The sequence below is a fragment of the Pseudomonas fungipugnans genome, from assembly GCF_029955235.1.
Taxonomy (GTDB): domain Bacteria; phylum Pseudomonadota; class Gammaproteobacteria; order Pseudomonadales; family Pseudomonadaceae; genus Aquipseudomonas; species Aquipseudomonas fungipugnans.
This window is the reverse complement of sequence record NZ_JARBWL010000002.1, coordinates 3,027,582-3,039,996: the sequence shown is the minus strand read 5'-3', so window position 1 is coordinate 3,039,996 and position 12,415 is coordinate 3,027,582. Positions and strand designations below refer to the sequence as shown.

Sequence of the window (12,415 nt, the reverse complement as noted above, 5' to 3'; positions counted from 1 at the left end):
ATGAACACTCGTCTCGCTGTGCTGACCGCCCCGCTGCTGCTGATCGCTGCGTTATCCAGTACCCACGTCTTCGCCCATGGCGACGATGACGAACCGGCCAAGCCCAATTGCCCCAAAGGCCAGGTCTGGGACACCCACTCGAAAAAATGCGTGCTGCAAACCAGTAGCCTGGTGCCGGACGCCGATCGCACCGATTACGCCTACAGATTGGCCAAGGACGGCCGATACGAAGAGGCCCTGGCGCTGCTCGACACCCTCAAGCAACCCGACACCGCCAAAGCCCTCAACTATCGTGGTTACGCCACGCGTAAACTGGGACGCACCGACGAGGGCATCGGCTATTACCTGCAATCGGTCAAGCTCGACCCGCAGTACGCACAAGTCCGCGAATACCTGGGCGAAGCCTATGTGATCAAGGGCCGGATCGACCTGGCGCAGGAACAGTTGCAGTACATCAAGTCGATCTGCGGCAGCACCTGCGAGGAATATCAGGACCTGGCCGAAGCCATCAACGATTCATCGAAAACCTGACACACCGAACGGACGGAGGTCGCCATCGCCAGCGATCAGGCATTTAGAGCAGAGTTGGGCCAGCACCTGGCGCGTTTGTGGCGCTATGGCCTGCTGCTGTCCCGGCAACGGCATGTGGCCGAAGACCTGGTGCAGGCCACTTGCGTGCGCGCGCTGGAACGCGCCGGGCAGTTCGTGCCCGGCACTCGTATGGACCATTGGTTGCTGAGCATTTTGCACTCGATCTGGCTCAATGAAGTGCGCGCCCGCCGCGTGCGTCAGGGTCAGGGGCTGGTGAATGCCGGCGATGCGTTGTCGTTCGACGGCGAACACGCGGCGCAAACCCATGTGCTGGCCGCGCAGGTCATCCGCCGCGTCGATGCCCTGCCCGAAGCCCAGCGCGAAACCGTGTACCTGGCCTATGTCGAAGGCATGTCCTACCGCGAAGTGGCCCAAGTGCTGCAAGTACCGATCGGCACCGTGATGAGCCGCCTGGCCACGGCGCGTCTGAAACTGGCCGAGTACCCGCCTCTGCAAGCCGTGCCGAGCAACACCACAGGAGAACGTCGATGATCGACCGTCCGCGCCCGACGCCCCCGACCGATGAACAATGGGTGGCGTACCTCGACGATCAACTCGACACCGCGCAGCGCAGCGGCATTGACGCCGCCGTCAGCGAAGACCCGAACCTCAACCTGCGCCTGCAATGGCTGGCCCGCAGCAGTCTGCCGTTCAAGGACGCGTACGATGAGCTTGGCCAACAGGCGCCGCTGGATCGCCTGCAAGGGATGCTCGACACCCTGCCCGACCCGGCCCGCCCGGCATTCGGGCGCCGCTGGTTTCTGGCAGCAGCGGCTGGCCTGGTGGTCAGCGGCGTGCTGGCGGACCGGTTGTTCCTTGGCTGGCAACTGAGCCAGCAAAAAACCAACTGGCGCGCTCTGGTGGCGGACTACATGTCGCTCTACGTGCCGCAAACCCTGGCCCATCTGCCCGGCGATGAAAGCGCACAACGGGCACAACTGCGCCTGATCGACGCCCGTCTGGGGCTGAACCTGTTGCCCGCGCAGCTGGTGCTGAAGGGCGCTGAGTTCAAGCGTGCGCAAATTCTTGAATACGATGGCGTGCCGATTGCCCAGATCACGTATCTGGACGCTGCCCACGGGCCGATGGCGCTGTGTGTCACCCGCTCCAACAGCGGCAGCCGGGCTGTTGCGGTCGAGCATCGACACGGCATGAATGTCGTGTACTGGGCGGACATGGAACATGCCTGGATGTTGATCGGGCGCAATCCAGTGGCGGATCTGCAAGACATGGCCAACGTCCTGAGAACTCGCCTTAGCGCATAGCCTGAGTTGCCACTATGCTAAGCCGTGCGCCCAATGCCGAACAATACACCGGTGGCGAGGGAGCTTGCTCGCGCTGGGTTGCGTAGCGGCCCCAAAAATTTTTTGTGAGCGCTGCGAACTCAAGCGCAAGCAAGCTCCCTCGCCACACGGTTTTCATCCTTGACTGACCGGCATTGCACAGCCATCCAGATACCTGTTTTTCCAGGGAGGAATCCACCCATGCCACATCAGCCTTCACTCCAGTCTTCACGCATCGCGTTGCTGGTTATCGACGTGCAGAACGACTTCATTCCCGGCGGCGAACTGGCGGTGCCCGGAGGTGACGTGATCGTGCCGCTGATCAATCGCCTCGGCGAGCGCTTCAAGCAAGTGATCATCGCCCAGGACTGGCACCCGCCGGGGCACGCCTCGTTCGCCCCCAGCCACCCGGGTCGCAAGCCTTATGAAGTGATTCAACTGCCCTACGGCGAACAAACCCTGTGGCCGATTCATTGCGTGCGCGACACCCCCGGCGCGCAATTGCATGCGGACCTGCACTTGCCCCATGCGCAGTTGATCATTCGCAAGGGCTGCAACCCGGACATCGACAGTTATTCGGCGTTCAAGGAAGCGGATCGCACCACGACCACCGGCTTGGCCGGGTACTTGAAGGAACGCGGTATCGACACGGTTTACCTGGTCGGGCTGGCGCTGGATTTCTGTGTGATGTTTTCCGCACTGGATGCCCGCACGGCAGGCTTCAATACGTTTGTGGTCATGGACGCGTGCCGAGCCATTGACCTGGACGGTTCGTTGGCGGCGGCCATCGACCGGATGCAAGTCGCTGGTGTGAACCTGATCGACTCGTCCTCTTTGTCCGGCTGACCGCCTCGCACCGTCATGACTCGAACCAGTCGCGCCGCTCCCGGAAGGTGTTGTGGATCAGCTCCACCAGCATCTGCACCTCGCTTTGCTCCCGGGAGTCGGCGTTGACCGCCAGCCACACCTGGCGCTGCATCGGCTCGGCGAACAACCCTGGCAAGGCAATCAGACCCCGGTCGTAGCGGCTCATGTAGGCGGGCAGCAGGCCGATGCAGGCGCTGCAACGGATCATCTCCAGCATCAGCTCATAGGAATGCAGCTGCACCACGCCGGCCAGACGTTCGTCCACCAGCGTATTCCACGGTCTGAAACTGTCGACCTGACGGTCCTGTTGCCATTGCACCAGCAGGAAATCGGCGAGGTCATCGACACTGTCGGGCCGGGCCGTGACCCGCGAATAGCGCTTGGCGATGTGCGGCAGATAATCCAGCCGGGCCAGACGCAGGGGTTTGCTGGTAGCAAAACTCGGCGCGGGTTTGGGCAGGTCGTCAGCGGTCAGCCACAGCACCACATCGGCGGTGATGGTTTGCAGCGCCAGGTCGCTGTCGAGGCTGATGATGTCCAGGCGCAGGCTGGCATTGCGCCGCAGCAGCGACACCAGATCGCGGCCAAGAATGTCATGCAGGATCGACTCGGCCACCGCCAGACGAATGATGGGCTGTTCGACCACCGGCAACTGCCGTTCACGGGCCAGGCTGGTCAGTTGCGCATGCAGTTGCTGACCGTCGCGGCTGAGGGTCAGCGCACTGCCCTGAAAGTTGAACAACGAACGTTGCAGACGCTCTTCCAGCAATGCCAGTTGTTTGCGCAGTTGAGTGGCCCGCACATTGAGACTGCGCGCCGCCTGCATGAAACAGCCACACCGGGCGCTGACCATGAAGTACTGCACCACCTCGTCCTCGATCCCGGCCACCACCGCCAGCCAGGTATCGCCCTTGACCTGAGGGGCACGATAATCGGTAACGCCCTGACGCCCCGTGGGTTCTATGAATGACATCGATGACTCCCTGTCGATCTTTGTTTATTGAACGTACGATCAATCCCTGTGGAAGCAGGCTTGCTCGCTCCCACATTGGTTTTGGGGGATATACCCACAATCTGTGTCAGTCCACACATCCCCTGTGGGAGCGAGCTTGCTCGCGATGACAATGTCGCATTCAACAAATCTATTGACTGATCCACCGCTATCGCGAGCAAGCTCGCTCCCACATTGGTTCGGTGATGAACCTGAAATTCTTGACCAAGCAGCGACAAGCCCTGTGGGAGCAAGCCCGCTCCCACAGGGGGTCGGCGGTGAATCCGTGGTTACAGTTTTTCCTCCAGCACTTTATTGAGCTCAGCCCCGTCGATGCTCAAGGTCGCGGTATTGAGCATGCCCTCCAGATAAGCCTTGGCAATCTGCTCCTGACGCTGGGCACGCAGGGCCTGTCGCAGGTGGTCACGCAGTTCATCGAGGGTGGCCACGCGTGTCGGTTGTTGCTCGGTCAGCTTGATCACATGAAACCCCGCCGCGCTTTGCACCGGGTCCGAGATCGCGCCCACCTTGAGCCGCGACACCGCGCCGCGCACCTCCGGCACCAGTTGCTGCAACGGTTGCAGGCCGTTATCGCCGCCGCGCTCGGCACTGGCGCGGTCCTGGGAATACTGCGTGGCCAGCGCGGCAAACTCGGCCGGTGCGGCCTGCGCTTTCTTGCTCAGTTCCGATGCCTGCTTGCGCACGCTTTCAAGATTCTGCGGATCATTCACCGCCAGAAAGATCTGGCTGACCCGGTACATCACCGGCGTCACCCAGCCCGCCTTGCCCGCTTCATACGCCTGCTGCAACTCGGTTTCGCTCGGGTAATCAGCCGGCACCTGGCTGACCGACTGCAAGTAGTCGCGAAAAACGATTTGCTCGGCCGCCAGGCGCGTTTGCTGTTGCACCTCGGGGCGCTGACGCCAGCCCTGGGCATCGGCCTGCTCCAGCACCGCTTTTTCCGCCAGCCGCGAGCGAATCCAGCCCTCCAGTGCACCGCGATTGTCGCGTAATTGTTCACGGGATTCGGGCGCCATGCTGGCGAGCAGGTTTTTCAACTCCTCAGGCGAAACCCGCTGATTGCCGAGGCGCGCCACCGCCGCCCCGCTCACATCCACTGCCGATGGTGTTGGCTGCTGAGCCGCAACCGGGTCGTTACCCGGTCGCAGCCCCAATGCAACAGCAACCACCAGCAGGGCCAGCGCACCGGCGCTGACCACTGCCGTGCTTTTTTTCACAGGGCGGGAACCTCTTGCGTGATGTCGGCCTGGGCCTGCAACTGCGCCGCGTTCTGACTGTACTCACGCAGGTAGACGATGAACTCCTGAAGCAGGCGATCCCACAGTTCCAGATTGCCCTTGAGGTGATCGGCACTGACGCCGGCCGCCACCACCACGTCCATTTCCATCACCAGAAACTCGCCCTGCACCGACAACCGGGCAAAACGGCGCGAGGCATTCCACAGTTCGGCGAGGCCGGCGGGCAATTCACCCTGCACGCGCAGCGCGCAACTGAACGTGAAGTCGACGTAGCTGCCCTGCTCCACCGCCGGATTGCCGAAACGCACCGCGTAGCCGATGCCCTGGCTGGCGCTGAGCAATTGCACGATGCCGTTCTGTTCGGTCTGGTTGACCCGATAACCCGCCGCCTGCAGCACGTCGGTCAGGGATTGTGGCGATACGTGGTTGATCAATTGAGTCATGAGTTCTTCCTTGGTAATCAGTGAGCGAGCGCCGCCTGCGGCGCGTCGAATTGCGTCTTGTAGAGGTCGTCGCCAAGGCCCTGGGCCAGTTCTTCGAACCTGACCCGCGCCGACCCGGCAAACGGTTGGCGAATCTTCATCACGTCACTGACGTCGATTTTTTCATAGGCCGTGAGAATCTCCTTGGCCACGCCATACATCTGCTGATTCTTGACCGAACATTGCTGCATTTGTGTGTCACGTTCAGCCAATTGCGCCTGAAGCTTAGACCGTTCTGCTTCTTTGGCACGGGCCATTACCAGCAGCTCGTCATAGGCCTTTTTGAACTTGCCGATCTGCTCGTTGCTGGCCGTCGCCTGCGCCTGGGCCTGACTGCGCAGGCTGTCGTGCCGGACGGCCAGTTGCTCGGCAACGCCACGGGCCTTGGCCAGCTCCGCGGTCAGTTGCCTGATCTGCGCCTGGGCGGTCTTGGCCTCGTTTTGCGCCGCCAGTTGCGCGGCGCTGGCCTGGGCCTGCTGGCTTTGCAAGGCTTGCAGCTGTTGGGTGGTGCTGCGCAGTTGCGTGCGCAAGCGCTCTTCCATGCCTTCGGCGCTGGCACCCTGAGCGAGCAGCAGCCCCAGCGTCAGCAGCGCAATGGTTGATTTCATCAGGCTCTCCCGGCGCTAGAAGCGCGTGTTGATTTCAAGCTGCAAGACATCGATGTCGAACGGCGCGCCGTACACTGCTTCGGAACTCAGCCAGCGGCCGGTGGCGTAGACGTTCTTCGCCAGGCCGTAATTGCCGCCGAGGAAATAGCCCTTGGCGTTGGTACCGCCGAGGTGGAACGAGGAGTCGTTGAAGCCGTCGGGCAAGGCGTCCGGCTGGATGTATTTGTAGCCGGCGAAGAAATTCCAGTCGCCTTGCTTCTTCAGCTCCAGCGCGCTGCCGAGGGTGAACTGCACCATCCACGCATTGGCGCCGCTTTCGATGTTGCCGCTGCTGTCGAGGTTGTTGACCAACTGGCCCGCCGCACGCTTGCGCATGTCGCCTTCGTCGTAACCGAGGTTGTGGATGTAGTTGCCCTGACTGCGCAATTTGAAGTCTTCAGGCAGGTCGGCGTCCCACACCAGGTTCAGGTCCAGCAGGTTGAACTCAGACGCAAGACCGACGAATTGCGGTTGCGGCGTGGTCGCCGGGTTGAGCGGATTCGGGGTGATGTCGCGCAGCAGGAACACGCTGTTGCCCTTCTGCATGAACGCCGCACGGGTGCCATCGGTGTCGCAGCCCGGCGCACCGGCCCAGGGCTCGCAAGGGCTGGAACGCTGGCCTTCGATATCGTCGAAGCGGTAATACGCCAAGGCGCCTTTCAAGCGGTTGTTGCTGTTGATCGCCCATTTGGCGCCGAGTTGTGCGCCGTACAGCCACTTGTTGTCGCTGCTTTCCTTGTCGAAGCCGTTACTGCTGGTGGTGTCGTTGGTGTACTCCACCGGGAAGGCGCCGACGGTGCCGAACACACCCCAGTCGCGGGTGATCCTGTGGTCGAAAATCGCCGCCACGCCGTCGAAATTGAGGTCTGGGGAATACAGCATGTCGGTGGACATGAATGGATTGGCGAAGCGCCCGCCGGTCAAGGTCAGCTCATCCGACGGCTTCCAGTTCAGGTAGCCCTGATCGAGCCAGATTTCTTTTTTGGCAAACCCGCCACCGAGGGTCTGGGTGGTGGACACCGGATTGTTGTCCGAGCCGGTGCCGATGCGGATGCCAGCGGTCCATTGCGGCGCAATCTCGGCTTTCATGCCGAGCCGCGCGCGCAGGCGGAACAGGTTCGAACGGTCTTCGCGGGTGTTGAGCAACGGCGGCAGGCTGGTGCTGCTGTTGGGGTTGACGTCGTACGGGCCGCTCTGGTTGAGCTTGGCGAAGTCGACGATTTCGTTGCTGTTGCTGCCCGAGTAGTAGCGCGATTCGTCGCGCAGACGGATGTCGCCGTCGAAGCTGATGCGCGAGACCCAGTCCGGAAACGTGTTGGGCTGTGCCCAGTTTTCCTGCTTGGCGGTGGCCATGACTTCGGCCTTGACCTGATCGCGGATCTGATCACGAACGGCTGCCGGAACGTATTGCACGCGCACATCGCCGGGTGCCGCTACCGGCCCTGCCGCCACAGCCGTGGGTGCACTGGCCGCCTGACGCGCCTGCGCCGCTTCATTCTGGGCCTGGGCGATCAGCGCGTCGGCCTTGTCCTGCTTCAAGATGCCCTGCTCGACCAGCAAGCGGATCAGATTGATCGTGGCGTTTTCCGAGGGCGCAGGGGCTGCCGCCGCTGCGTGCCCGGTCAGGGTCGCCATGACCATGCCGACCGCCAGGGACAATCGATTCACGTTGGAAATCATCTGCACACAACTCCTTATGGCAACGCTTTTAAATTCAGTTAACCCGGACGCCGCCCTTGCAGGGACAGGCGCACGGGCAAAGTCATGGAGGCCGGTGGCCGTTCACTCAAATGCGGCGCGGCGCGCAAGGCGGTCAGCACCTGTTCATCGACTTGCGGATTGCCGCTGGACTTGACCAGTTCGACCCGGGTGATCTCGCCGACGCTGCTCAGCCACACGTCGGTCTGTAGCGCGAACGCCAGGTTGCGCAGGTCGGGGTTCTCGCGCAGCACCCGCTGAAAGGTGAAGGCCAGGAACTGGCTGTAGGTGCCGTTGCCGAGGCGCCCGCCACCCGCTCCGGCCATGCCGCCGCCCTTGCCGGCGCCGATGTTGAAGGCGTCGTTGCCGGACTGTGCATCGCCGTCCATTTGCATCGGGTTGGCCAGATCGTCGGCAGGCGATGGCGGTGCCTGTTCCTCCGGCTTGACCTCTTGCGGTTCGGGGGTCGGTTCAGGCTCGGCGATTTTTTCTTCGACGACTTTTTCCGGCTCCGGTGGTTTCTCCGGCGGTGGAGGGGGGGGTGGCGGCAACGGAATGATGGTCGGCACCTTCGGCGCTTCACGGCGGATGCCGCTCATGTCGTTGGCCCATTGCCAGAGAAACCACGCCGCGACGGCGCCAATCAGCAAACCGGCGCCCCACTTGGCGACGCGCACGGCAGCGCTCTTGCGCACCGGTAACGGGTTGATCGGGAGGTGTGCGGTCATGGTCAGCCCTGGCTCGGTTTGCCGGTGACGAGACCGACCTGGGACAGTTCCAGACGGCGCAGCAGGTCCAGCACCTCGATGACTTTCTGGTACTGCACCGTGGCGTCGCCGCGCACGATCACCGGAAAGTCCGGGCTCTGGGCTTTCTCGATGCGCAGGCGGTCTTCCAGCTCGGCCAGGGTCACCGGGTAGGCATCGAGGAACACCTGACCGCCGTCGTTGACCGAAATCGCCTTGGTCTTGGCTTCGGACAACGACACCGACGCGCTGGCCTTGGGCAGGTTGATCTGGATGCCCGACACCTGCGCGGTGGCGGTGAGGATGAACATCACCAGCACCACCATCAGCACATCGACCAGGGGCGTGATGTTGATGCTGTCCACCGCGGCATCATCGTCATCGTCGTGGGAGGCGTTTACGGAAGCCATGTGCGTGCTCCTCAGGCCGGTAAGGATGTGTTGGTGTGATTGCCACGGCGGTGCGCCGCTTCGCTGAACTGGCTTTCGCCATGCATCTCCGCCAGCCGGGTGATGAACTCGTCGACGAACACACGCATGTCGGCGCTGACTTCCTTGTTGCGGGTGATCAGGCGGTTGTAGCCGAACAGTGCCGGGATCGCGACGAACAGGCCCATGGCCGTGGCGAGCAACGCGGCGGCCATGCCGGGCGCGATGGCGTTGATGTTCACGTCGCCGGCCATGGCGGTGCCGAGGAACACCACCATGATCCCCAGCACGGTGCCGAGCAGCCCGATGTAGGGGCCACCGGCAATCGCGTTGGACAGGGTCGAGAGTTTCGAACTGAGCGCCTGATTTTCGCGGGTGCGCACCCCGTCCATGGAGCAGCGGATGGCTTCGATGGTTGCCGCCGACACCGATGAAGTGTCGGCGCCCTGCTCGCGGCGGGTGCGGATTTCCTTGACCGCCACCAGGTACAGGCGCCACAGGTTCGAGTGCTGCAAGCGCTGGGCGAGGTCCTGGTCGTCGGCGAACATTTCCAGACGCGTGCCGACCTTGGCGAACTGCTCGCGAAAGCCCTCGTTGGCAGCACTGACGCGGCTGACCATGCGATTCTTGCGAATCATGATGACCCACGACTGGAACATCATCAGCACCAGCACGGCGATGATCACCCAGGCGTCCATCGGCACCGCGTTGAGCAGAAAACCGAGGCTGCCGAAACCGTAGCCGGACTGTTGTTCATCGACGCCGTAGGCCACCAGTTTCGATTCGGCGCCTTGCGAGTTGGCGTCGGCCAGCAGCAATGGCGCCGGGCGCGCGACCTTGGACAGGCGCAGTTCGTCCATCGCGCCGGTAAACGGCAAGTAGGCGCTGGCGGACAGATCGGCACCGATGGCCATGACCGAGTTGAATGCCGGCATCGCCACGGCCAGGCTCGCGGTTTCGCGACCGTTGACGTACAGCGACACCTTGCTGCCTTCGGCGCTCAGTGCCAGGTGCTGCCATTGGCCGGGGTTCAGCGGCTGCGTCGACACCGCCCGCTGGCCGTCGATGTCCACGAACGGCATGCCCTGATTCAGGCCCAGCAACAGGCTGTGTTCGCCTTCACGACGGGCCAGCACTAGCTGCTCGCCATTGGCCTGATCCACACGCAGCCAGGCGCTGAATGTGAAGGCACTGCCGGCGTTGTGTTGCAGCGACGGGCTGGCGGGCAACAACAGCGGCTGGCCGCTGAACTGCAAGGCGCGGCCGATCACGCCATCGATGCTCGCGCCGGTGGCACTTTGCGCGGTGTTGCCGTAAGCGGTGGTGTCTTTGGCCGGGGTGCCGTTGGCGCCGTCCAGGTGATAAATCGCGGTGTAGTTCGGGTCGAACGTCAGCTGCCCATTGCCAGTGGCCGGGGCCTTCTGGTTGCCGTAGTACATCCAGAGGTCCTGACGCTGACCGCCCTCGACTTTCGGCACATCGACCCAGATCAGCGCCATGCCCATCAGCGGGTCGAAACTTTCAATCTGGTGGTTGAGCACCGTCTTGTCATCGGCGGCGACGAAGCGCAGGTCCGAGCCGTCTTCCTTGACCCCGTCGAAGGTGAAGTTGCCGGTGTGCAGGCGTATCAGCAGCGCCGTGCGCCCCAGTGCCTGGTTGATGCCGGCGCCCTGGGGCGTGGTATCCACGGCTATCTGCTTGCGGTAATGCCAGTCGTCCTGCCACCAGGCCTGGGCGGTGGCCGGGAGCACGAAGCCCAGGCAAATCAGGAATGCGATGAAGAGGCGCTGCATGAACATGCTCCTTTTTAGAATGTGGCCTGAAGGTTGAAATGCAGGCGCGAATCGTGTTTCTGCGTGTTCGGCCCATCGAGCAGCGGATAGCCCCAGTCCAGGCTGCCGGACAGCCATTTGCTCAGGCTCGCGCGGGTGCCCAGGCCAATACTGGCCAGGGCGTAATCGGCGTCCTGATCGGGCAGTTCGTCTCGCAGGTACAACTGGGCGCCTTCGGCGAAGGCGTAGAAACGCCACTCCTGAACGTAGGTGCCCAGGTACTTGGCCAGTGATGGCGTGCGCAGCTCCTGACTGAGCAGCACGCCGTCGTCGCCCGTGCGTTCGGCGGCCAGGTAGCCGCGTACCGACGTCGCGCCGCCGGCGGAGAATTGCTCGTTGGAAACCAGCGGCCCGGATGCCAGCTGGAATGCGGCTTTGCTTGCGGTCTGCCAGTCGTTGGTGAAGGTGTAAGTGAAACTGCTGTCACCCTTGAGCACGGCGAAGCTGGGACTGGCGCGGTAGCGTTTGTAGTCGAAATCCTGGTCGGAACTGCCGTAGCCGAACAGGCTGCGGGTGCCTGCAACCAGGCTCAGGCCGAGGCCCAGCTGGGTGTTCTCGGTGTAGTGGAAGCCGTTGTAGGCGAAGGTGAACGGCGCGTATTTGAGCGGCACCTTGTCGCTTTCGCCGCCCAGGGTCAGTTGCTCGTCGAAGTCCTTGAAATCGATACCGGCAGACAACGAGTTGGACCAGTTGCCAGCGGACGGCAGCGTGTAGATCGCCGACACCCCGTAGGAATGGCCCTTGCCCAACACGTTGCTGCCGCCAATGGTGGCGACGTTGCTGTCGGACTGGTAACCGGAGAATTGCAGGCTCCAGCGCTCGCTCAGGGGCGCGGTATAGGCGCCGGACCAGACCTTGGCATTGTCGGTGTCTTGCGGGGCGGTGAAGAAGGTCAGCGAGATGCTGTGGCCGAGCTGCCAGAGGTTGTTGTAGCCGAGGCTGGTGACGGCGCGCAGTTTTTCGGTGTCGGCGCTGTAGTCGTTGTTCAGGCCGACGCTGGCCTGCCACGGGCTTTGGTCTTCAACCTGCAAATCCACGTCCATGGTGCCGGGGCGCTGGCCTTCGCGGACCAGCGGCATGACCTGCCGGCCCGGGGTCTTGTTCAGTTGTGCGAGTTCGCCCTGGACCTTGCTGAAATCCGGCACCTCGCCTTCTTTCAGCGCCGGCACGTCTTCGCGAATATCCACGGGCGAATAGTGTTTAGCGCCGACCACCCGCACCCGGCCGACTTTGGTTTCGCTGACGTGCAGATAGACGATGCCGTCCTCGACTTTCTGCTCCGGCAGCTCGACGAACACCGATTGATAACCGTGCGCCTGATAGGCTTTTTGCAACGCTTCACGGGCGCCTTCGATATCGGTCAGGGCTTTTTGCGGGCCGAGAAACGGGTACACCGCTTCTTCAATGGCCCGGGCATCGAGCACGGTGTTGCCACGCACGAAGTACTCGTTCACATCGACCAGCCTGGCCGGAACGGCTTCGTCGGCCAGCGCCGGTTGCGCGCCCGCCGTCACCAGCAGCCAGCCCCACAGCGCCAGCCGTGACTTGAAAAGATGCTCCACACCACCCCCTGAATTCGCAATGACCGTCG

General features: G+C 62.8%; 13 protein-coding genes. 4 read left to right on the top strand and 9 right to left on the bottom strand.

Annotation, left to right across the window (positions count from 1 at the left end):
- The 4 genes from POF45_RS29305 to pncA all read left to right on the top strand — a co-directional run bounded on the left by POF45_RS29305 (nt 1) and on the right by pncA (nt 2,720).
- Nucleotides 1-531 (top strand): tetratricopeptide repeat protein, encoded by a 531-nt coding sequence (locus tag POF45_RS29305; protein ID WP_259502652.1) that lies wholly within the window; start codon nt 1-3, stop codon nt 529-531.
- A gap of 54 nt (nt 532-585) precedes the next feature.
- Entirely contained in the window at nt 586-1,083 is a 498-nt protein-coding gene (locus POF45_RS29300) for an RNA polymerase sigma factor (protein WP_259502651.1), read from the top strand.
- On the top strand, nt 1,080-1,856 hold the full coding sequence (locus tag POF45_RS29295; protein WP_282317380.1) for an anti-sigma factor family protein: 777 nt from the start codon (nt 1,080-1,082) through the stop codon (nt 1,854-1,856). Before POF45_RS29300 ends, POF45_RS29295 begins: the two co-directional genes overlap by 4 nt.
- A gap of 219 nt (nt 1,857-2,075) precedes the next feature.
- Nucleotides 2,076-2,720, top strand: a complete 645-nt coding sequence (gene pncA, locus POF45_RS29290) for a bifunctional nicotinamidase/pyrazinamidase (RefSeq protein WP_282317379.1) — start codon at nt 2,076-2,078, stop codon at nt 2,718-2,720.
- A gap of 13 nt (nt 2,721-2,733) precedes the next feature.
- On the opposite strand, the gene POF45_RS29285 is transcribed toward pncA, so the two are convergent.
- From POF45_RS29285 to POF45_RS29245, 9 genes are all read right to left on the bottom strand, one after another.
- Nucleotides 2,734-3,714 carry a LysR family transcriptional regulator gene (locus POF45_RS29285; RefSeq protein ID WP_259502648.1) on the bottom strand — a complete coding sequence of 327 codons (981 nt, stop codon included), beginning with the start codon at nt 3,712-3,714 and terminating at the stop codon, nt 2,734-2,736.
- Nucleotides 3,715-4,022: 308 nt separating this feature from the next.
- Entirely contained in the window at nt 4,023-4,970 is a 948-nt protein-coding gene (locus POF45_RS29280; RefSeq protein ID WP_282317378.1) for a peptidylprolyl isomerase, read from the bottom strand.
- Nucleotides 4,967-5,434: a YbjN domain-containing protein gene (locus POF45_RS29275; RefSeq protein WP_259502646.1), complete on the bottom strand. Its 468-nt coding sequence runs from the start codon at nt 5,432-5,434 to the stop codon at nt 4,967-4,969. Before POF45_RS29275 ends, POF45_RS29280 begins: the two co-directional genes overlap by 4 nt.
- A 17-nt stretch (nt 5,435-5,451) precedes the next feature.
- Nucleotides 5,452-6,081 (bottom strand): DNA repair protein, encoded by a 630-nt coding sequence (locus POF45_RS29270; RefSeq protein WP_282317377.1) that lies wholly within the window; start codon nt 6,079-6,081, stop codon nt 5,452-5,454.
- Nucleotides 6,082-6,096: 15 nt separating this feature from the next.
- Nucleotides 6,097-7,800, bottom strand: coding sequence for a putative porin (locus POF45_RS29265; RefSeq protein ID WP_282317376.1), 1,704 nt, complete (start codon nt 7,798-7,800; stop codon nt 6,097-6,099).
- A gap of 38 nt (nt 7,801-7,838) precedes the next feature.
- Nucleotides 7,839-8,546: an energy transducer TonB family protein gene (locus POF45_RS29260; RefSeq protein ID WP_282317375.1), complete on the bottom strand. Its 708-nt coding sequence runs from the start codon at nt 8,544-8,546 to the stop codon at nt 7,839-7,841.
- Between the two features lie 2 nt (nt 8,547-8,548).
- Nucleotides 8,549-8,974: an ExbD/TolR family protein gene (locus tag POF45_RS29255; protein ID WP_282317374.1), complete on the bottom strand. Its 426-nt coding sequence runs from the start codon at nt 8,972-8,974 to the stop codon at nt 8,549-8,551.
- An 11-nt stretch (nt 8,975-8,985) separates the two neighbouring features.
- Nucleotides 8,986-10,785, bottom strand: coding sequence for a DUF2341 domain-containing protein (locus POF45_RS29250; RefSeq protein WP_259502640.1), 1,800 nt, complete (start codon nt 10,783-10,785; stop codon nt 8,986-8,988).
- A gap of 14 nt (nt 10,786-10,799) precedes the next feature.
- On the bottom strand, nt 10,800-12,386 hold the full coding sequence (locus tag POF45_RS29245; protein ID WP_282317373.1) for a ShlB/FhaC/HecB family hemolysin secretion/activation protein: 1,587 nt from the start codon (nt 12,384-12,386) through the stop codon (nt 10,800-10,802).
- Nucleotides 12,387-12,415 lie beyond the last annotated feature (29 nt).